The organism is Halomonas profundus (genome assembly GCF_020865425.1).
GTDB lineage: Bacteria > Pseudomonadota > Gammaproteobacteria > Pseudomonadales > Halomonadaceae > Vreelandella > Vreelandella titanicae.
In genome coordinates this window covers 4013107-4033010 of record NZ_CP086344.1, presented here as the reverse complement: position 1 = coordinate 4033010, position 19904 = coordinate 4013107, and the positions used below count along the sequence as shown (strand labels likewise).

General features: G+C 56.1%; 20 protein-coding genes and 3 tRNA genes. 5 read left to right on the top strand and 18 right to left on the bottom strand.

The genetic code is table 11. From position 1 onward, the window contains the following. Positions 1-5 precede the first annotated feature (5 nt). The 5 genes from mutY to LMS44_RS18470 all read left to right on the top strand — a co-directional run bounded on the left by mutY (position 6) and on the right by LMS44_RS18470 (position 1956). On the top strand, positions 6-1100 hold the full coding sequence (mutY, locus tag LMS44_RS18490) for an A/G-specific adenine glycosylase (protein WP_414123638.1): 1095 nt from the start codon (positions 6-8) through the stop codon (positions 1098-1100). 59 nt (positions 1101-1159) lie between these two features. Next, a complete protein-coding gene (locus tag LMS44_RS18485) occupies positions 1160-1435 on the top strand; it encodes an oxidative damage protection protein (protein ID WP_414123639.1) in 276 nt (91 codons plus the stop codon). 216 nt (positions 1436-1651) lie between these two features. Next, a tRNA-Phe gene (locus tag LMS44_RS18480) sits at positions 1652-1727 on the top strand. A 6-nt stretch (positions 1728-1733) separates the two neighbouring features. Beyond that, positions 1734-1808 (top strand) — tRNA-Gln (locus LMS44_RS18475). Positions 1809-1880: 72 nt separating this feature from the next. Beyond that, positions 1881-1956: transfer RNA gene (locus tag LMS44_RS18470), tRNA-Thr, on the top strand. A gap of 284 nt (positions 1957-2240) precedes the next feature. Here LMS44_RS18470 and LMS44_RS18465 read toward each other — a convergent pair. The 18 genes from LMS44_RS18465 to LMS44_RS18380 form a co-directional block, all read right to left on the bottom strand. Further along, positions 2241-3089, bottom strand: a complete 849-nt coding sequence (locus LMS44_RS18465) for an FRG domain-containing protein (protein ID WP_498946030.1) — start codon at positions 3087-3089, stop codon at positions 2241-2243. A 30-nt stretch (positions 3090-3119) separates the two neighbouring features. Beyond that, on the bottom strand, positions 3120-3911 hold the full coding sequence (locus tag LMS44_RS18460; RefSeq protein WP_498946028.1) for a DNA adenine methylase: 792 nt from the start codon (positions 3909-3911) through the stop codon (positions 3120-3122). Continuing rightward, positions 3862-4059: a Com family DNA-binding transcriptional regulator gene (locus LMS44_RS18455; protein WP_443603943.1), complete on the bottom strand. Its 198-nt coding sequence runs from the start codon at positions 4057-4059 to the stop codon at positions 3862-3864. Before LMS44_RS18455 ends, LMS44_RS18460 begins: the two co-directional genes overlap by 50 nt. A 141-nt stretch (positions 4060-4200) precedes the next feature. After that, entirely contained in the window at positions 4201-4590 is a 390-nt protein-coding gene (locus LMS44_RS18450; RefSeq protein ID WP_498946025.1) for a DUF4376 domain-containing protein, read from the bottom strand. Further along, positions 4587-5006, bottom strand: a complete 420-nt coding sequence (locus LMS44_RS18445) for a hypothetical protein (RefSeq protein WP_498946023.1) — start codon at positions 5004-5006, stop codon at positions 4587-4589. The genes LMS44_RS18450 and LMS44_RS18445 overlap by 4 nt, the downstream gene beginning before the upstream one ends. A gap of 11 nt (positions 5007-5017) precedes the next feature. Next, positions 5018-7039, bottom strand: a complete 2022-nt coding sequence (locus tag LMS44_RS18440) for a hypothetical protein (RefSeq protein ID WP_498946021.1) — start codon at positions 7037-7039, stop codon at positions 5018-5020. Beyond that, positions 7040-7861 (bottom strand): hypothetical protein, encoded by an 822-nt coding sequence (locus tag LMS44_RS18435; protein ID WP_498946020.1) that lies wholly within the window; start codon positions 7859-7861, stop codon positions 7040-7042. Further along, on the bottom strand, positions 7858-9210 hold the full coding sequence (locus LMS44_RS18430) for a hypothetical protein (RefSeq protein ID WP_498946018.1): 1353 nt from the start codon (positions 9208-9210) through the stop codon (positions 7858-7860). Before LMS44_RS18430 ends, LMS44_RS18435 begins: the two co-directional genes overlap by 4 nt. Beyond that, positions 9207-14474 (bottom strand): EF-hand domain-containing protein, encoded by a 5268-nt coding sequence (locus LMS44_RS18425; RefSeq protein ID WP_498946016.1) that lies wholly within the window; start codon positions 14472-14474, stop codon positions 9207-9209. The genes LMS44_RS18430 and LMS44_RS18425 overlap by 4 nt, the downstream gene beginning before the upstream one ends. 17 nt (positions 14475-14491) lie before the next feature. Beyond that, entirely contained in the window at positions 14492-14761 is a 270-nt protein-coding gene (locus tag LMS44_RS18420) for a DUF1799 domain-containing protein (RefSeq protein WP_498947305.1), read from the bottom strand. A gap of 95 nt (positions 14762-14856) precedes the next feature. Continuing rightward, complete coding sequence (locus tag LMS44_RS18415; protein WP_498946015.1) at positions 14857-15180, bottom strand: hypothetical protein; 324 nt, start codon at positions 15178-15180, stop codon at positions 14857-14859. A gap of 59 nt (positions 15181-15239) precedes the next feature. Further along, positions 15240-16190 (bottom strand): phage tail tube protein, encoded by a 951-nt coding sequence (locus LMS44_RS18410; protein WP_498947304.1) that lies wholly within the window; start codon positions 16188-16190, stop codon positions 15240-15242. A 2-nt stretch (positions 16191-16192) separates the two neighbouring features. After that, positions 16193-16636 carry a phage tail terminator protein gene (locus LMS44_RS18405; protein ID WP_498946013.1) on the bottom strand — a complete coding sequence of 148 codons (444 nt, stop codon included), beginning with the start codon at positions 16634-16636 and terminating at the stop codon, positions 16193-16195. Further along, positions 16636-16932: a hypothetical protein gene (locus LMS44_RS18400; protein ID WP_498946011.1), complete on the bottom strand. Its 297-nt coding sequence runs from the start codon at positions 16930-16932 to the stop codon at positions 16636-16638. The genes LMS44_RS18405 and LMS44_RS18400 overlap by 1 nt, the downstream gene beginning before the upstream one ends. 10 nt (positions 16933-16942) lie before the next feature. Next, on the bottom strand, positions 16943-17353 hold the full coding sequence (locus LMS44_RS18395; protein WP_498946010.1) for a gp436 family protein: 411 nt from the start codon (positions 17351-17353) through the stop codon (positions 16943-16945). Between the two features lie 26 nt (positions 17354-17379). Further along, positions 17380-18285 carry a Mu-like prophage major head subunit gpT family protein gene (locus LMS44_RS18390; RefSeq protein ID WP_498946008.1) on the bottom strand — a complete coding sequence of 302 codons (906 nt, stop codon included), beginning with the start codon at positions 18283-18285 and terminating at the stop codon, positions 17380-17382. 41 nt (positions 18286-18326) lie between these two features. Next, positions 18327-18755: a hypothetical protein gene (locus LMS44_RS18385; protein WP_176316309.1), complete on the bottom strand. Its 429-nt coding sequence runs from the start codon at positions 18753-18755 to the stop codon at positions 18327-18329. Positions 18756-18792: 37 nt separating this feature from the next. Continuing rightward, positions 18793-19872 carry a phage protease gene (locus tag LMS44_RS18380; RefSeq protein WP_498946005.1) on the bottom strand — a complete coding sequence of 360 codons (1080 nt, stop codon included), beginning with the start codon at positions 19870-19872 and terminating at the stop codon, positions 18793-18795. Positions 19873-19904 lie beyond the last annotated feature (32 nt).

Sequence of the window (19904 nt, the reverse complement as noted above, 5' to 3'; positions counted from 1 at the left end):
CGTGCATGGCAGATATGCCCACGCCGCGGCTAGCGGCAAGCGAATTCCAACAACGCCTACTGGATTGGTTTGACCGCTACGGCCGTCACGACTTGCCGTGGCAGTTTCCGCGTAGCGCCTACCGCGTGTGGGTGTCGGAAATCATGCTGCAGCAAACCCAGGTTGCCACCGTTATCGGCTATTTTGAGCGTTTTATGGCGCGCTTTCCTACCCTGGAAAGTCTCGCCAAGGCCCCGCAGGATGAAGTGCTGCACCTCTGGACGGGCCTTGGTTACTATGCCCGTGCGCGCAACTTGCATAAAGCTGCCCAGGTTGCGTTAGCGGAGCACAATGGCGAACTGCCGACGGAGAGTCTCGACGCATTAGTCGCTTTGCCTGGTATTGGCCGCTCCACCGCTGGCGCTATCATTGCGCAAAGCACGGGGCAGCGTGCGGCTATTTTAGATGGCAATGTAAAGCGCTCGCTCACTCGTTTGCATGCGCTGCCCGGCTGGCCGGGCAAGCCCAATGTGGAGAGAAAGCTGTGGTCGCTGGCGGAGTACTACACCCCAACAGAGCGCCTGGCGGATTACACCCAGGCGATGATGGATTTTGGCGCCACGCTATGTAAACGCAGCAAACCGGACTGTCTGAGCTGCCCATTTAACGATGTCTGTTTGGCCTACGCCCAAGGCGAGCCAAAGCGCTACCCGGAATCCAAACCCAAAAAGGCGCTGCCCACACGACAAACGATCATGCTGATGCTGCGTGACCCGGAAGGCCGGATATGGCTCGAGAAACGCCCTCCCAGCGGTCTGTGGGGCGGGTTATGGAGTTTGCCGCAGTTTGAGAAGTACAGCGAGCTCAATGACTGGCTTGAAGACAACGCCGTTAACCCTAAGCGGGGAACTACGCCGCCTAGCTTTTACCACACCTTCAGTCATTTTCGCTTAGAGATTACCCCGCAGCCGGTGAGCTGCGATAGGCTGGGCGGTGTTCGCGAAAGCGGCGTATGGTACGACGTTAACCATCCGCCCGAACTGGGCCTTGCTGCTCCCGTTAAAGCGCTGCTCAGCCAGCTAACGCCCTTTAGCCTCAATCCGACACCAGGGCACGCTTAAGCGTTTGCTAGCTGATTGGATGAGATCATTGAATGAAGTCGCAGAACCAGGAGCACGTTATGAGCAATACCGTTTTTTGCCGCAAGTACCAAAAAGAGTTGGAAGCACTGCCATTCCCACCTTTGCCGGGTAAGCAGGGGCAGGAGATTCAGGCCACCGTTTCCAAGCCCGCTTGGGAAGCGTGGCAGGCGTTGCAAACCCGCCTGATCAATGAAAAGCACCTCAACATGCTCGACCCCGAATCCCGTGCGTATCTAATGGAGCAGATGCAGCGCTTCCTGGACAACCAGGAAACCGACCAAGCCGAAGGCTATGTGCCGCCTAAGCAGCTATGAGCAGCAGGCATGAAGAGAGCGGTTGTTCGTTCTTGAGTACAAGGTGGATTGATCGAGCAACTGACTTGTAATTAGTGGCTCTAGGTATGGGTGTATCGAAGGCCGAGCCAGAGATGGCGTAGGAAAAAAGACCTCTAAGCATCGGTATCGCAAGAAAGTTTCACAAAGGTGTTGACGGAAAGCGGCGTTTTTAGTTTAATACGCACCGTTGGCAGCGGCCAGATAGCTCAGTTGGTAGAGCAGGGGATTGAAAATCCCCGTGTCGGCGGTTCGATTCCGTCTCTGGCCACCACACTGCTGGGGTATCGCCAAGTGGTAAGGCACCGCTTTTTGGTAGCGGCATTCCCAGGTTCGAATCCTGGTACCCCAGCCATTGCCAACAAGATTTCTTGTTGATTGCAGAGCCTAACAGCGAAGCAATCAAGTTCTCAAGGAAACGTGAAGCGCCGACATAGCTCAGTTGGTAGAGCAACTGACTTGTAATCAGTAGGTCCCGGGTTCGACTCCTGGTGTCGGCACCACTAGAAAAGTGGTTAAAAGCAACATGTTAGAGACTTAAAAAGGCTACCTTCAACGGTGGCCTTTTTTGTTTCATTCCCCAAATTCTGCATCTGCGTACCGTAGTGCGTACCGTTTCTCTCAAGACCCATTCTGCCTGCTTTTTTCGTTGCTGCAAACCGTTTCTGAGCGGGCTGATTGTAAGCGCGCGGCATTTTTGGCACATCCTAGCGCTAGCTTTGGCACTGCACTTCTGGAATTGTTGGTGCTGATTTAGCAGGCTATTTGGCACTGGGTTGGGTTACTTCTACTGAAGCATTAAGTATGCGAAGTCTTTAACCTCTCTTGCTGCCCCTTCGTACCCTGGGAACAATACTGATCCTTTAACTCCCAAGTCCGCACACAGCAGCAGAAGGTGGCCCGCTTCAAGCACTGGTAGTGTCATTTTGATCAAACCGGGCTGCTCTTCAGTCTGGTGACGATATATATCGATTTGGTTTTCCAGCGCAGTTGATTCGTACCGTTCGCCTTCGGTTGCCCTGATTGTTGATACAGTGAATATCCCAGACTGGGCAGCTAAATTAGCACTTGTACTGCCAGGCATCTCAATGAATGAGAGGTCTTCCCAAAGATGACGGTGCTCAACATTCAAGGCCCAAATAGCCAATCGATCCTGAGTTTCATTCTGGAGAGCCCCTGATGCAGCAAAATATGCTGCTACATAGGATCGCCATGTCCAATCGAGCAAGCACGTCGGGGCTCCATGGTGTTGGGCTGTCGCCAGAAGGGGATAAAGTTCTCGAGGAGGCCAGCTTGTTGGCTCATGATGAAGGTAACGATTACCGTCCTTCAAAATATCGCGAACGTCGAGTGAGTCACCCGGAAGATTTGTACCAGAGGCGTCACAGGCTGCAATGAACTGTCCTAAAAGAGAAAGCTCGTAATAGACTTGCCTTGAAGCTAAGGGCGCAAGCCGACTGAACACCCTATGGGCTGCCAGAGGGCTCTTTGTGCGATAGGCAGCAGGGACCAAACCATAGCTGGTACATTGCTGGCCACGGAACACATACTTGGCCCTAGGCCATCTGGTTGTATCCAGAGGTGATAGGTAGTCAATCATTTCGCGAGCTGTCTCAAAGTCCTTTTGCACGTACATCTGCTACTCCTACCAATAGTGATGATGCCTTCAAAACAGCCCCGCTGGCTCCGCCTCCACATCCCAACTAAAGATCAGCACCTCTTTGGCTTCTGAGCCTTTGCCGCCGCCGACGGTATAGCGTATGTCGGTGGTTTCGATGTGGTAGTCCGCGAAGATCCTGCGGATGTCTGGGTGGTCGTTGAGGCTGATGATGGCCTTGCCCTTGAGCTTTGCCAACATGCTCGCCATTTCCTCGTACTGCTCTATGCCAAAGGGTACACCATACCCCTCTGTCTGCCAGTAGGGCGGATCCATATAGAAGAGTGTGTGCGGGCGGTCATAGCGTTCAATGCAGTCCTGCCAGCTTAGACGTTCTATAAAGGTGCTTGAGAGGCGCAAGTGGGCCGCTGATAGTGTCTCCTCTAAGCGCAGCAGGTTTAAGCCTGGTGGTGTGGTGGTAGCAGTGCCAAATGTCTGGCCTTCGATGCGTGCACCAAAGGCGTTCTGCTGTAGGTAATAGAAGCGAGCTGCACGCTGTATGTCTGTAAGCGTTTCAGGCCGCGTCATCTTCAGCCATTCAAACACCTGGCGGCTTGAGAGTGCCCACTTAAACTGCCTTACGAACTCTTCAAGGTGGTTCTGCACAACACGGTAGAGGTTCACTAGGTCGCCGTTAACATCGTTAAGAACCTCGACATCGGCTGGCGATGGACGCAGGAAGAACAGCGCGGCCCCTCCTGCGAAGGGCTCTACGTAGCACTGGTGCGGCGGCATCAGCGGGAAAATACGATCAGCAAGGCGGCGTTTGCCGCCCATCCAGGGAATAATTGGGGTAGCCACGAGGCATCTCCTTTTGTGGTTTGGAGCTCGTGGCTCTCTGCTGGTTAAGGTGCCTGCAACGCGGGCACTTTATTTCAATGAACTGGTAGTCGCTGACGTTGGCCAGCTTGCGGTTGCACCGCGTACAACGGATTTCAATTAACACCATGTCAAGCCTTATAACGTTCTAACGTTTGGCTTAGACTCTCTAACGCCTAGCTAGGCAGGGGAGTCTTGGCCGACTTGCAGGGTGTTCTGCTTGTTGGTGACCACCTTCGGTGTTACAGCACCTTAGGTGGTCACTCCTCTTCTAAGCCTCCCAGCTTAGCCCCTCTATGCTATCAATCTCACCAGCGACTACCTGTGCCTGGTACTGGCCCTCTAGGGCGATCAGTGCACCACGGCGCTGGGCGATGGCGTGCAGTGCTTGCTCGACGTCTGATAGCGGGTGGTTTGCATGGAACTGGCCATCGCTGTCTTTCCATGCTGTGAACTCGGTCAGTTGGGCTTCTCGGGCGAACTGCACCACCTCCATTAATGCAGCACGGTTGCTTGGGTCGCCGCTGTAGCGTATGCCGTTAATCGTCACGCCCAGCGCTTCTGCGGCTTTGCGATCTTCCTCTAACGCTCCCTGCAATTGGGTGATGCGATTCTCAGTCTGCTGCTCTTGTGTGGCAAACCATGACTCTTGGGCGCTCATTCCTGCACCTCCGCTATCGTTTCTACGTTAGCGTCTGGTTCTTCTTGCTCGACCACGGGTACCTTTACTGTCCAGCCCTCGGCGCGTTTTACGTACTCAGCATCGTCGGGCGCAGCCGTGGCGACGATGTAGCAGTACTCAGGATCAAAATCACCGGCATTGATCCACTCGCCTGTCCCAAACCAATCGTGAGAGCCGTTAACCGGTTCGCATTCGTAGGGCAGTCCATGCTGGCCCAGCGTCACATAAAGCTCGCCGTCGATAAGCTCGACGTTGTAAATGCCAGCTGCGTCAGTGCTGTCGTTGCCCCTAAATATTGCCCCCGCTGGGAACACTGACAGGTCGATACCATTAATCACGCTACCGCTGATTACATAGTCGTGATGAATAGGTTTATCCGTTATCAGTAATTTCATTTTGAAGTCCTTTATTTCCAGCGGGATTCGATAAGCACCGGCGCCACTGTGGTAGCGCTGGACGCAAACGTGCGTCCCTCCTGAGCCAACAAGCGAACCTCCACAACAGTGCCGCTACTTTGACGCCCAGGCTTTACAAGCAACCCACTAACATCAAAGGGCGATGATGCATTTGTATAGTCGCCTGCATCAGAAGAAGGGTTAACAGTGACGTAATGTTCAGCACTGCCCAACGGTGTGTAGGGAAGAGTTATTGAAGCAAGCAGGCGTCGATTGCTTAAGGGATCCTGAGAAAACGTTTTTGTGCCGCAATGCATAACAAGCCGGCCGTCGGGGTAGAGATAGTAACGGCCATTGCTGTTTGAGCCGGTAGGTACATCAACGTCCAGCGCAGCGCGCACCTGCGCGGGGGTTGATGGGCGCATAAAATCAGTGCCATCAGACTTAGCAGCCGTGTAAATAACAGCGATGTTGCTGTTTGTGGACGTGTACGTTGATCGGAAAAGCCTCGCCCTTATATCGCCTGCAGAGTCCCGCCCCGCAACCGTATTAGCATCGTCGTTAACACTGCGAGACTGGCCGTTAAGCTGTACCGCATTAACGTTAGTGACACTGGAACCGTCGCCGTTAAACCCCTCTTGTGAACGCACAACGCCGTAGAAGTAGTGCGAGCCTGTGGAGCTGGAATAGTGGGTGTGGTTAGCGTTACGATTGCCAATTACTATTTCACCATATGTCGCGTTAGTTACTTTAAGTCCCGACACATCGCCTTTTAGCGTAACGCTTTCAGGCAAATTTATATCACCAAAAAAAGTTACGTTTCGGTTCTGATAGTAAAGCTCCATAGCTTCGTTAGCAGGGATGCCGGTATTAACATCAACGGAGCCCATGCCAATATGACCACGCCCATCCCCCGTATACGTAACGCTGATACTAGCGTTATCGCTCTCGCCAATGGTTATGCCGCCCGCCTGTTCAACCCCGCTAAGACCGCTAGTGGGGCTTTTAAGATTTATCCAAGGCCTATCCTTCTCAATTTTCTGATCAGCGGCAAATACATTGGTAACTGCTAGTCTCGCATAACGTCCATCATGATCGCCGCTGGATCGGTGATCATTCATGGCCTTGGCTTGCAACATCGTGCCTGTTGCTGACGAGGTGCGGCTAGCAGTTGATACAATGCGGGCGGCGGGGATGGCTCCTTTATCTAGCAGCGAAGCATTTAAACTGACGTTGACAAGCTCAGCCCCTCCCATGTTTAGCTGCTTATCCGTGTCATTCCAGTAGACACGCAATTGACCGGTTCCGTATGAGCTGTTGTAGGCACCAATGTACATGTACCCACTGTTATGAGTGAGCCGGGCTTTTAGATCGTTACTGCCCAGGTCGGCGCCGCTGCGGGGCACGTAGTCAGCCAGCGCCGCGTTAATATCAACATTGGCATCCGCTGCCGCCTTAAGTGCATCGGCCAGCGCTTGCTCTGCGCCCTGCCTCGCCGTATCCGCCAATCCAGCTTGCTGGGTAGCAGTAGACGCCGCCTGCTGTGACTGCGTTTTTGCTAACTTCACAGCGTCCAAGTCACCATACAACTCTTCAGCCGCATTTTTAGCCGCCAAGGCGTCACCGGCTGAGCCGTTGGCCGCGCCTGCCGCCTCGGTGGCGGTTTGCGTATTCTGTGCCACGACCTGTTTATCGCTAGCCACCTGCTGGGCGTGCCCGCTGACTTCGCCAGCGGTGGTATCAATCAGTTGCTTTTGTTCGTCGACGTGCTGCCGATCTCCGTTAACAGCATTTTTGGCCTCTGTTACCGCCTGACGGTCGCTAGCCACTTGCCCAGCTTTCTGGGTAATGACGGTGCGGGTCTCGGCGACGAATTGAAACTCGATGTTGGCCAGATCCACCATTTCCTGTAGCTCAGTCGCAAACTGGTCGAGCTTACGGTTGCGGTTATTGTCCTTAATCACCGCTTGACGCCTGTCATTGACTTTAAAGTTGTCTGCCTGAAAATCGGGCACGGTCGGTGCGGTAATCATTTAAACCTCCAGGTACACATGCGGTGAGCGCCAGTTGTTGTGGCGGTCATGAACATGCTCGTAGTCGCCGTCGCGCATGGCGACGAAGGCATGCGCCGCCTCTTTAACACCGCCCGTTTCGGGGAATATGTTGATATACACGTCCTTGCTTACACCTGCTTTCAGCAGCTCCTGTGTCAAAATCGCGTATTCTTCATCGTTCAGATGGTTCAGGTCGAAAGAGAGACGCCGGGAAACGCCGCCGCCGACGTGTCGAAGTGAGCCCGACTCGGTGCGCTGCTTTTCACCGCGAAACTGCCAGGCGAGCTTTACGCCAAACTCAACGTTCATCTTTTTGGGTGGCGAGTATGGAATGCCTGAAAAAATACGGCCGACTTGAATGTATCCACCGGGGTTGCCAGGGTCATCGAAGGTGAGGCGATAGCCATCGATCAGCGTCGGTTCCGTCCATACGTTGTAATGGATAGAGGGCAGTGCGCTCAGATCCTGGCCGCCCCAAGGGTCAATGCCCGCGCGCCACACGCCAAGTGGAATGACGTCGGCGGCGACAATTGGCCCGGTGTCGTAGACCACCGCACCCTCGAATAGGTACTCGACCTGAACGGTGCCAACGCTGCTCAAGTTGTGGCCATACACCACCACCGCTGAGATAAAATCGGGGTTTTCGAGCATGGCGGTGACCTGCTCGTTTCGTGCAGACCCGCCACGCCAGCTATAACTGCGGCCTTTGATCTGTGTGTACTCGACAGGCGCCTGGGCGCTGCTTGCGGTAAGCGTTGCTAGGTCATGCTGGTTATCCATGATGATGCGTATTGTGCTCACACCCATACCCCCAAGTTGGTTTTCTCGCGAGGCAGCGAGCGCCCAACGCTAATGAGGCGGCCTAATCGTCCGGCTAATCTTCGATGCTGAATATCCGCTGCCTGGCCTACTTCTACTGGTGCGAGCGATGCCTCCAGATCCCATATCTCGCGACGGGTAACGCGAAGGGCGAGCAGACGATCCCGTTCTATTGCCGCGTCATCGGCATTTTGAATAACGCTGTCTCGGGTAACATGCTCAGCTAGCGGGTAATCATCGACCGATTGAGTGGCGCGGCTTTCTCGCCACTCGGTACGCAGGCGAGTGGCTTCATCCGGTGATTGCTGGTCAACTTCGCCCGCGATAGTGGAAAGTGGCGAGTAGTTGTGCCCCCAGCGCAGAGTTAACCCACGCCAGGGTGGTTCTGTTTCGCTTAAGCTGACCTGGTCGTAACGAATGTCATCACCCACGATGGTGACGTCGGCAACGGTTGGCAGTGAGTGCTGGCGAACCACAAGAGCGCCGACTTGATCGATAAACCAATACGCACCTAGACCGGCACATAGATCATCCAGTATCTGGCTGCCGGTGACGTCGCTGTTGTAGTAAAGGCCTACCTGGTAGCTCGGCATCTCAATCGTTCCGATTGAGATGCCGTAGTAATTAGCAATCCACTCGATGACCGCTGAGGGGGTGTTATGCGGTTCTTCAATGTCTACCGTCAGGGTATCTACTAGTGATGCTGCTAGGGTTATCGTGCCATTAGCGGTATCGGTGGTGTGACTAACCGGCGCGCCTGCATCCTTGGCTCTGATTGACGTAACCGGGAGAAAGGAGGCTCGGTAAGTCAACGTCTCGGTCGAGATGCGATATGCAGGGGCATTGAAGATACTACCAAGCGCCAATGGCACTGGCCCCGCATCGTCGGGTAGCTCGCCGGTATCGATGCGCTCATCCAACACTGAGCTTTCATCATTCATTCGAAAGACAATCTTGCCTCGGCAGGCCTCAGTAATTCCCCCGTTGCGGCCAGTGGCCAACAGCCGGAAATCGTCGCGTGACCATTCGGGTGCACCGATAAAGACTCGTATTTTATGCCCTTCCCAGGCGTGACTGAGCCAATCAGTGATGGAGCCATCGTCGATCAGAGCCACCTCACCGAATGTCGTCAATCCATCAATTCGCGTGGTGATATCAACAGCCGATTTCAAAATATCGTCGTAGGGGCGGTTAGGATCGCTGTCACCAGGCAGGGACATATATGGCCCCGTTGCAACGTATTGGACACCGTGGGCATGGTGTAGCTCAGCCAGCACAATGCGCTCGGCGTTAAGATCGGCAAGCCAGGCGAGGTATTGACCGTCTGTCATACCGTGCGCCCCCTGGTTTTACCTGCGCGGTTCAGCGCCTGTAGTTCTTCTACTTGCTGTCCACGCTGCTGCTCGGCGCGGAGCGCTGACTCCGTCGCGGCTTGCCCCGCTTCGCCTGTGCGTTTTGCAATGGTCTTCATTAAGCGTTTCTTCTCTTCGTGAGCCTGCTTAAGCTCGCGTTTGATATCCCGTAGCTCTTGTAGAACATCGGAGAAGTCCAGCAGCGGCGGGGACTGGGGAAAAGGAGCCCTCTTGGGCATGCTCGCTGGCTTTGATACTACAGGCGGGCGGAAGTCTGACGCGTAAGCAGAGGCACCACGATTTAGTTTTTCCAACATTTCGCGGACGCCAGGCTGCTTTACGACTTCACTGCGCACAACGAACTCTTCAGCATGCACGATGCCCGCTTCGTCGTATTTGCCGCCTGGGCCTGTCCAGCCGCCAGCGTAGAACTCGGGCATACCTGCGGCAAAAAGTCCTCGCTCTTTGAGCCATTCTTCCCCTCCTAACGGCAGGTTGGCCCATGCCACAGCTTGGTGAAGCTGTCCTGCTCGGGTATCTTTCTGGCTCAACCAATTTGCCCAGCTTGTTACCTGAAATCCTTTTGCTGCTGTTCCCATTACGTCGTGATAGGCCGCATCGACTTTGCTTGCGATCGGGTCAGATACAGGGTTTTTGTTGATGATGTTATCGATCGCTGACGGGTTGCCGCCCAGTACATCATCCGTGTCCCCCGGCTGACGCCCCAAGCCGAGTTCAGCGAGGGTAAGCGAGCTTGCAGCGATCGATTCCAGATAACTGATTTGTCCGTCGCCGTTTGTATCGATGAGATTGAAGAGCTTTTCCAGTGTTGAGTCTGTTGCCATACCGCTGAAGGCTTGAGAGAACTCGTCATAGTCAATGAGGCCGCTAGCATTAACGTCGATGCTGCTGAAATTGCTGGCGAGCGCGCTCACAATGCCCGTACTCAGTCCCGCGATGCGGGAACCGGTAATTTCTTCTTGGCTAATGATCCCGTCGCCGTTGTGGTCTACGCGCTGGATTAATCGGTTTATTTCCGCATCAGTCGCGTGCGGTGCCAGCACCGAACGCACTTGCTGCTCCGTTAACGACTGCGCTCCTAGCTGCTGCATCTCTTGATAAAGTGTTGTTTTTAACGCTTCTACGCCGCTCCAGCTTGCCGTGATTGATTGCTCGATTGCGGAAACAACGCCGTCCCTGTTCAGATCCAGCATTACGCCTAGCTGGGATGTCTGGCCGCCGATAATGTCGCGAAACTCATTGGCAAGGAATTGCTCGGCGCTAAGCTTTTCGGGCAGTTGTTCCAGCATGCCTGCGACCTTGTCGATCGTTGCCGTTGTCTGACTGCCGCTTGCTGACCAACCCTTTTGCGCTTCGATAAAGCGATCGGCATATTGCGTGATGCTATTCATCGCATCACGATCGCCCGCTGCGGCTTTGTCGTATTGTTCGTAAAACGCTTGAGAACTGGCGGCGAGTTGGTCAGCAGGCGACGCCAGCCCGGCGTCGGTGCCGCGCAGGTTATCAATGTAGCTTGTGATGGTGACGCCAAAGCTGGCTAGCTGATCGCGGGCGCGGGCCATTGCGCTGGCTTCTTGGCTGATCGTGCGCACGCGCTCTTGCTGCTGGCGATCCAGGTTGCGCAGGCGTTCTTGCTCGTCTTGTACGGCCCAAATGCGCCGCTGCAGAGCGCGATTACTTTCGTCTGTCGCTTCAAGATCACGGCGGCGTAATTCTGCGGTATTCCCCTCTAAAGTCAGTAGTTGACGCTCAAGCTGCTCACGCTCGCGCAGCGCATCAGCCAGGCTATCAACGCTACCAGCGGCACCATCAGCAGCGAATGCAGCGGCTTCTGAGCTGGCGGCGATCGCTGAAAGGGCACGCTCTAGCGTTGCACCGCCAGTCGCTACCTGGTTAAACCAGTAGTCCATGCCCGACGCATCTGGGGCGCGGCCTAGGCTTTCCTGGTACTGCTGCTCGATCGCATCACGTACGGCGTCGTTTGTTTGCTTGAGTGCCGGGGCTAGCTCCATCAAGCGCACGGCCAGTTCGCCCGCTGCGGCGTCGTTGAGGTTCTGGGCTTCGACCATGGCGCGCAGCTCGCCGACGGTATTGGGCACCTGGTCGGTAACGCCAGCCAGTGAGGCGCGCAGTTCGGCTTGCGAGCGGCTTAGGCGTTCCGTCTCGCTGTAGGTGGCTTCGTAGTAGCCTTGTTGAATCGCGGCTAGGTTCTCGACGCCTCCGGCCAGCTGGGCGAGGTTGCTCGCCGCTTCAAACGATCCTGCGCTTGCTGCATCAAACTGTAGGTTCAGGCGCGCCATGCCTTGGGATAGAACCCCATGCGCTGCTTGGGCAAATTGCGCTTGCTCAACGACCTGCTCGATGCCGCCCTCCAGGTTACGAACGAACTCACCGAACGTACCTTCGAGTGCTTCAAGCGCGGCTCTCGGGCGTTCGTTCAAGGCAAACTCGATCAACTCACCGGCGTTGCTGCTTGACGATTCAAGCCCCTGGACCGCCGCCTGCATCACTTCAATTTCTTTTGTACTGCGGGCCAGGCTGGCAACTAGGTTGTCCCGTGCTACAGCCCCTTGCGCTAGCTCTTCTGCCCAGCCTTTGTCTTCTCCAACGCCTGCGCGCTGTAAACGCTCCGTGCCTCGGTCGAGGAAGCCCGTGTAACCAAGGGCGCTCTGGCCATAGAATTGTGTTCCATCGTCTTGATGTTCAAAAACGCCATCCTTGCCGCTGCGGGAGTACTGACTGGGATCGTTAGTGCTGGTGGTGCCAAAGCGCCCGCTAAATTTGGTTTCTTTGTCCAGGCTCGCGAGGGCCGAGCCAATAAAACTACCTGCGGCAGCGCCTAGCGGGCCGCCAAAGTAAGTGCCGACAAGTGCCCCGGCAGTTTCGAGCGTTGCGTTGTCGCGGCCTTCGCCGAATACCGAGCGCCCAGCGTAGCTACCGGCAAAACCTGCGCCCGCCGACGCCAGACCCTGCATGCCGCTAAAGTTGGCGGTAGAGCCGCCCATAAAGCCGGTGGCCCCGGTGCCCTGAGTGGCAGCATTTGCCCAGCCGGTGCCGCCGTATGAGCTGCCCGCACCCGTCCAAGCAATGTTACTAACGCCGCCTTTCAGGGCGCTCCAGCCGTTTTTGAGCGAACTCATGGAGCTAAGGTCTAGGCCGCCATCCTGCTGGCCACCAGCGCCGGTACCACCGAATCCCATGCTGGTGGCGAATTGCACGGTGATTGGCCGAGTGACGGCCATGTGGCCCATTTCGCTCAGCGTCTGCGCAAGCGCTTTCTTCATGAGTTTGCCAGCGTTCAAACTGCCGTCGATCGCGCCTTCCCAGAGGTCCGCAAAGCCGTCATCAAGGCGGCGCAAACCATTCAGGCGCACTTCGTCCCAGGCGCCTTCCATTGTGAACGCGGCGTCTACCGTCTTTTTAGCGAGGTCGTCAGTGTCGTTCTGGGCTTCGATGAACTGCTGCTGGAGCAGCCCCATCGCCTGAATGTTTTGCCCGATGTTACCGGTGCCCATGGCGATGGCCAGGTTCAGCGTTTGTATGTCGCGTGCTAGCTGGACTGTTTCGCGGCGGCCTGGGATTAAGCGATCGTAGAGGTCTTCTAGGGCGTCCGCCTGGGCTTCTGTGGATTTAGCTAACTCGTCTGCTGCTTTGGAAGCGGCGGCATTCGTTTCGGCAAGCGTGCGAGTGCGCGTATCAGTATCGCGAGTGGTTTCACCCAGCGCTGCCATCGCTTGGTCGTACTCACTCAGTAGCTGGGAGCCGTTATCAATATCAGATAACAGCATGCCTAACTCTTGGCGTAATTCACGGCCTTTCTGAATGTCTTCAGGCGTGGCAACAGGCAGTGCACCGCCTTCCGGGGTGAGCTGGCCAGAGTTACGCACCTTGCGCGACACCTCTACCAACTCGCTGCCCAAGCGCCCAGCTTCCACACGCATTTCGATGAGATCAGCGGTGAGCGAGGCGCGCTTGTTTTCCTGCTGCGCTTCAGTGAGCAGGTGAAAAGAGCTGGTGAGTCCATCTACATCAATGGAGGTTTGAAACGACTCTTTACCGGCAAGGGTGACTTCCTCGCGATAGGTATAGAGCGCGCCCGCAGCGGCGCCCAGCAGCGTGATTGCGATGCCAAGGGGGTTGGCACGCACGGCTGTGTTGAATGCCCACTGCGCTACGGTCGCGGCGACCAGAATGGATCGATAGGCTGCATAGGCCCCAGCGGCGGCACCCACTATTGTCGCTGTCGTTGTCATCAGACGGATATGACCATCTAAATCGCCGGACGATAGCGCATCGTTGAACTGGAAAATGGTCGTTGCAGTGTTGTTATAAAAGTCGGATAGGCGTTCTCCTACACGCAGGTACTCACCGATTGCCAAACGCGCTTCCTGCATAGCCTGGCCAATCGTGTCTTGAGCACCTGCCAGACCCGCTGCCTCCGCTTTCGCAACGCCACCGTACTGGGCTGCAAGCTCGCTGAGAATAAATGCCTGTGCGTCTGCGGTACGATTGGTTTCCACCATGCCGCGCACCATATCGCGCTGTGCAGCAGTGAACACCGTGCCCGATCGGGTGAGGGCCGTCATCCCAGTGACAGGATCTTCAAGCGCTTTGGCCACCTGCAGAATGGTGCTATTCAAATCAGTGCCCATGGCGGACGCTAGATCAAGGGCGCCCTCAATGGCTTGGTCAAACACTTCTCCTCGAATATTCCTAAAGGTCATCAGGGTTTGCTGGGCTTGCATGACCCCCTCAGTGCTTTGAAGGGTACCCAACGCTAGCGCTCTGGATTGCTCTAGCATCTGTTGTGCTGATCGCTCAGCGGTTCTGCCGGTTGTCTCGATCAACTGCTGCTGGCGAAACAGGTTACGCTCCAACAGCTCGGATTCACGTCGAATTTCCGACCACTCATTGCTGATGCCTCGGATACCGACAAAGCCCACCAGGGTAGTCAGCGCAGCGGTGGCTATGCGCTGCATACTGCCCAAGTGGTTAGATACCGACGACACTTCTGTCCCTGTGGATCGAAGTGCGCGCGCTGCCTTACTGCCTTCTTTTTGTGCTGTACTGCCGAAGTCGCTGAGCGATCGTTCTGAACGGTCACCCTCTCGCTCGGTAGTGGTACCAAACTCCCGCACGTCATTTCGGGCATCCTTTAGGGTGCCCGAAAGCTGGCTTCCATCGCCCGTTAGCTTGACGCCTAGCGTTAGATCTTGAGCCACTGGTTTTCCTTCTAACGTTAGTTGCGGGGTTGATTCATGACGCTGAGTGCGCCGCGCTCGATAAGCTGTACTTGATCCAGCCGCTCAAGTTGTTCTGCTGTGGGAAGCTGGTAGAGACTGATGACGCTGATCACCGCTTGCACATCCAGCGCCTCGCGTTGGCCTTCCATGCCCCTGAATAGCCACTGACGGCAGCAGCGCAGGAATACCTGAAGGGCGTCCCAGTTTTCGGGCACTACATCAAAATGATCGGGCTCTGCTGCCGCTGCCTCGGCTTCTTCTGCCAGCTCTCCGCCGAGGGTGATACCCAGGGCGGAGATGTCTTCCTTGACCAGGTTGGGCTGAGCTGTGCTGGCCTCAGCCCAGTGGATGCCTGCCTGGATCAGTTCCGAGGAAGGTTCTTTTTTACGATGCTCCTCTGATAAGCGCTCGCCATCGCCACCGTGGCAGACGGATCATTTTTCAGCGCGGACAGCAGCTCATCACCTGCAAGCGGTTGGCCGTCTTCGCCGGTCACTTCGATGCCTTCCACGCCCATTAGCACGCGATCCAGCAGCTTGATGTCATCCGGCATGTCGGCGGATTCATTGTGTGGCAGAATTTTGAAGGTGGCCGTAAAGGAGCCTTTCTGATCTTTACCGTTTTCATCAACAATCGTGAGGTTGACGGGCTGCTTGAAGGTGCGGCTGGTATTGAGTTTGAACACGGGTAGTTCTCCTAATTGATCGCTTGTTAAATGCTGGCTAATGGCTGTTTAGGCGGTGGTTAAGGGGCTTCTTCGGGAATAGCGTTGCCCACAACGATCATCACTTCGTCGTTGCCGTTGGTGGGCTCGGGCATGTAGTTGATGCTGAGCATCTGGATACCGTCCTGATCGGAATAGGTCGGCGATTCGATGCCCACTTTTTTCTGAATGAGCTCGATACGTTCTTCTGGCGTTTTGCCATGAATGAGCCTGAGTGGGCCGGTCTTCGCGTTTTGTGACATCTCGAAGTAGTTCACCGTACCGACACCTGGATCTTCAATGACCAACTGGCCGGAAGGTGAGCGACCGGTGATCTCAATGTTATTTGAGCCAACGATTTTGTTTTGGATGACCTGGCCTGACATATCCAGCGAGAATTGATTAAACGGTACAGTGGCACCCATGAATTCAAGCGGCTCAGTGTTTAGCGTGTTAACGGCTAACGCCGCACGCCACTGGCTCAGTGTGACGTTGGGCAACTGTTCAGCTGTAACGGGGCTGATCAACGCGCGGAAGGTGAAACGGATCACCGGCATGTTTTCAGCGTTAAGGGTGAATGCAGGGGTCCCCCGCGCACCGCGACCCTTGTGCAGGTTGCCGTCTACATTGCAGAAGAAAACGCCAGAGTCTTCGTCTTCAGAGACCGGCGAATAGATCACGCGCTCGCCTACCTCAATCACTTCACTCCAGCCGCAAGCGCGTAGCAGCTTGCCCCAGGGCGGCGGTGTACCCAGCTCGCCACTGGTGTTTAATTCCACTTCAAAGCCAGCTTCAACATGCTTTTCGCCGGGGGCCTGCGGCGAGTTGCCGTAGTAAGCGCGGACAAAATCGCGAGCGATGTTGCTGCCCGATAACGGGGTGACGGTAATCTCGCGCATCAAGATGGCGTCCGTGGCCGCTTCGGGCGTGGTGGTACCATCGTTGTATTCTGATTCCAGGGCGAATCGCATTGCCCGACGGTTCGTTTTCATAGTCACGGGGAATTCTCCTCAGCAAGTGGCCACCACACTTCGACGGTGAACACATCGGCCCAAAACAGGGCGTTACTTTTTAGGGCCAGCAGCTGGCCACGTTGCCATTTCACGGGAATGTCGCAGCCTTCCGGCAGCCAATTGATAAGGCGTTTTAGCGCTGGCTCACGCAGTGCTGATAGCTCATCGTCACTGGCATTCGCCACAGGCCCTAAGGGCTGGTTACGGCGGGTAATGCCCGTCACCAATAGCACTTCGGTTTTTACTTTGTGGCGTGACTGGTTACTCATTGCGCCATGGCTGACGGTCTCACGCCCTAGCACGAGCATCATGCTCGGGAAGTGGGTGTGGTTCTGAACGGCCTCCACGTTCGCCGCCAACTGCACCTTGGGAATCGTTTCCAAAGTGTTTAGGCGCTCTTGCCACTGAGTGAGCCTGAGCAGCATTACTTGGCCTCTTTGCCTATTGGTGTTTCAGTCGCTTCTGGCTCGGGTTCTTTTACCGGCTCAGGTGCGGTCTCCATCACCAAGGCGGGGTCGGCATCAATGGCTTTGTATGCGCTGCCTTTGTTGTCAAGGAACAGTGGCTTCCACTCATTGGTGAAAATCACTCCGCAAAGACTGCGCTTCGCACCCGTCGCTTTGGTCTTCACTCGCACGTGTACGCTTTTTCGCGGCACCAGAGTTTTCTTCTTCTCAGCACTTTGCTCAGCCGCTGCTTTAGTGGTCTGTTTGGCACTCATGGCCATCTCCTTAAAAACCGCCGCCGGTGAACACCTGGCGGCCTGAGTTCATCTGCACGTTACCCACGCTGCTTGCGGCTGAGCCGGTCGAGATGCCGAGCTTGACGGTGCCGTTGGCAACACGAACAAGGAACTTCACCGCATCGTCGTAGCGCTTCTGTACCTGCTCACTTGCCTGTTCGTCATAGAGCCGGTAGCGGGCGATATCGCACGCATAAGCGGTGATGATGCGAGTGACCGTCGCGAGCGGCACGGTGTAGCCCGCAGCGCTCACGTAGCCGTCGATCTCACCGCTGGCGTCGTCACAAGCACGCTCAACAACAGCGGTATCAATGGCCGTGCCGGTTTCATCGCGTGCGAGTGCGAGCAGCTCGTTTTCACCGAAGCGCTCGATGAGATCCGCTTGCGTGCAATACGGCATGGGTTAACTCTCCGTTTTAGCTAGGCTTACGCAGCGCTGGGCAGCCAGGGGTTCATGATGAGCTGAGAGGTGTTGGCCCATTCGTTGGTAGCGCCTGCATCGTTCATGGCGTTGTTGAGTACACGGCGTGCCGGGCCTTCCATGTTGCTGGGTACCATCGTGTGGCTGTGGCGCAACGCCAATGGGCGGCCATGGTCGCCTTTCAGCTCCTGGAGCTTCTTGCGCGCCAGCTCATAGTTTTCTGCGTTGAAGGGTTGGTTAGAGCGAACGACCAATTGCCACAGACCTGCACCGGCATTCACACGGGCATCCACGCCCATGAGGAAGTTGTCGGTCATAAAGACTTGGGAGTCATCGAGGTTGGTCAGGGCGCGGAAGTCATAGTCACGGCGCTTCTGGAAGACCATTGGCTTGATGGCGCGGGTGAGATCCATTACATACCAAGCAGCGCCATTGCCGCCCATGTCGTTGGAAACGCCGACTTCCTTGTTCTTGGCGTCCAACACCGGGTGGTCATTGGCAAACAGGCGCTTGCCGTCGTAGCAGATGGGATTAGCGGCTAACACCTCAACAGCGATTTCGTTGGGGTGCTCGCGGCTGGAGCGGCCAAACTCCTGATACACCGGGGCATAGAGACCGTAGGTGTCGTCCTCGATACTATCGCGGGGAACGCCCGCGGTTAGCTCGAACTTGCGGTTCTTGATAGAGAAGTCCGCACCTTCCAGGCCGTGAATAACACGGTCGCCGAGCCATTCACGCATGCGCGGCAAGGCTTTCAGCCATGGGTACACTTCCACGGCGGTGGTGCTGGTCACGATGGTGCAGAACTGTTCATGCACGCTGCCCGCGTCGCCGACAGAGTTGAAGCCCTGCTGGAAGTTGGCCTTGTAGGCCTTGAACAGCGCTTTCAGGTTGGCGTTATTTAAATCCATGGTTGCTATCCTCTTGGGCCAAGCGGGCCGTTAATGGGGCGTTATAGGTAGACGCCGGAGGTGGGGTCGATCACAACCCACACACCAAAGTCGTCTACGCCGTCGATGATTCCAGCGAGGGAGCGAGCCGCCTCGCCATCGGTTTTGGCGACGGTGTGGTCGTCCACCAGGTAGCAAGGCTTGCCAACATCAGCGGCGGTGATTTCGTCGGCATCGAGAGAGTTATCAAAGGCAAAACAACCGATCCTCACGTCTACATGCTGATCGCCAGCATCGCCTGTGGTGTTGTCCTGGTAGTGCGTGGCCACGCCGACGGCGACTAAGCCGGTAGCGGTTGAGCCAGCTGCCACAAAGCCACTGGCAGCCATGGCGACGATGCCACCGGCAAACACCACCGCACCGGCGGCAAGCGCGTGGCTCCGGCTGGTGTTAAGGCGCTGCGGCGTATTACGATTTTTGGTAAGTGCCACGGTGTTATCCTCTTGCGTGTTTATTTAGTTCTGCGGATTAGGCTGGGTTAGCGGCGCGGTATTGCTCTGCCGTTAGGCCCATCGCCTTGCACACCGCCAGCTCTGCCTCGTTTAGCTCGCCGTCTTTCGCTTGGGTGTTTTCAGGCGGCTTGCCTTGGGTCTGAGTGGTTCTCAGTGCGGCGATGCTGGGCGCGCCGTCTAAATGCGCTTTACAGGCAGCAATGCCTTGTTTGCGTAGCCAATCCGCCGTTTTTTGGCCGGGGATACGCCCATCGTCCAAACCTTCCTTGATGAGGGCGTCCAGCTCAGCGGTATTGCTGTTGGCTTTCAGTGCGGCCAGTTGTTGAGTGGTTTCTTCATAAACCTCTTTAGGCACGTACTGGCTCATGTCCGCCGGGGCGCTGCCGCTGGATGCTTTAAGGGCTGCGACGGCTTCCGCTGGCTTCGCGTCGGCGTTGGCACCTAGTTCAGTGCGGAACGCATCGGCATCGGCTTTAGCGGCTTTTAGCGCAGCAATCGCGGTGGTGATCTGTTCGTCGGTGGCTTCTTTAGCCAAGCCCAGAGCGGCAATTAGTTGTTCACGATCCACGGTGTCAGTCTCCTCGGGGGTGTCATTCGTTACCGACATACGCGCAGCCGCAAGCTGCGCTGCACCTTCGTCGATGGCTGGGGTGTTGGTTAACGCCAGGTGCAATAAGTCGAGTGGCACACCATTGGCGTCATACGGAAAAACGGGGGAGAGGTAGCGGTATTCGTTGGCATCAATCGCGGCGCTTGCGGCGGCAGTCCAAGTGATGGAGCCGTACAGGCCGTCTTCCCGCCATTCAAGGGAGCGCGGGTCTAGCCAGCCGGAAGCGGGCGCGGGTTTGCCGTTCTTCTCGGCATAAAGAGTTTGGTGTTCGTAGTCGAGAGCAATATCAGTGCTACGCCCAGCAGCCAAGCGGATAATCGCTTGAGCCGCTTCGGCAGAGAGGTGCCATGGGCCAGTGCCTTCAGCAGCCCCACGCGGAGCATGGAACGTACCGGACGGCATCAGGCGCGTTTTGTCGTTGGTGGTTTGCACGCTGAGGGCGCAAACGGCAACGCGGGGCTTGGTGTGAATGCTGTGTGTAGTCATGCCCCCATGATCGGGGGCTAGGGTGGCGGGCG

Coding starts and splice junctions, on each gene's coding strand:
- mutY (WP_414123638.1), top strand. CDS start 6: ATGGCAGATATGCCCACGCCGCGGCTAGCGGCAAGCGAATTCCAACAA.
- LMS44_RS18485 (WP_414123639.1), top strand. CDS start 1,160: ATGAGCAATACCGTTTTTTGCCGCAAGTACCAAAAAGAGTTGGAAGCA.
- LMS44_RS18465 (WP_498946030.1), bottom strand. CDS start 3,089: ATGTACGTGCAAAAGGACTTTGAGACAGCTCGCGAAATGATTGACTAC.
- LMS44_RS18455 (WP_443603943.1), bottom strand. CDS start 4,059: ATGGTGTTAATTGAAATCCGTTGTACGCGGTGCAACCGCAAGCTGGCC.
- LMS44_RS18450 (WP_498946025.1), bottom strand. CDS start 4,590: ATGAGCGCCCAAGAGTCATGGTTTGCCACACAAGAGCAGCAGACTGAG.
- LMS44_RS18445 (WP_498946023.1), bottom strand. CDS start 5,006: ATGAAATTACTGATAACGGATAAACCTATTCATCACGACTATGTAATC.
- LMS44_RS18440 (WP_498946021.1), bottom strand. CDS start 7,039: ATGATTACCGCACCGACCGTGCCCGATTTTCAGGCAGACAACTTTAAA.
- LMS44_RS18430 (WP_498946018.1), bottom strand. CDS start 9,210: ATGACAGACGGTCAATACCTCGCCTGGCTTGCCGATCTTAACGCCGAG.
- LMS44_RS18410 (WP_498947304.1), bottom strand. CDS start 16,190: ATGAAAACGAACCGTCGGGCAATGCGATTCGCCCTGGAATCAGAATAC.
- LMS44_RS18405 (WP_498946013.1), bottom strand. CDS start 16,636: ATGCTGCTCAGGCTCACTCAGTGGCAAGAGCGCCTAAACACTTTGGAA.
- LMS44_RS18400 (WP_498946011.1), bottom strand. CDS start 16,932: ATGAGTGCCAAACAGACCACTAAAGCAGCGGCTGAGCAAAGTGCTGAG.
- LMS44_RS18395 (WP_498946010.1), bottom strand. CDS start 17,353: ATGCCGTATTGCACGCAAGCGGATCTCATCGAGCGCTTCGGTGAAAAC.
- LMS44_RS18390 (WP_498946008.1), bottom strand. CDS start 18,285: ATGGATTTAAATAACGCCAACCTGAAAGCGCTGTTCAAGGCCTACAAG.
- LMS44_RS18380 (WP_498946005.1), bottom strand. CDS start 19,872: ATGACTACACACAGCATTCACACCAAGCCCCGCGTTGCCGTTTGCGCC.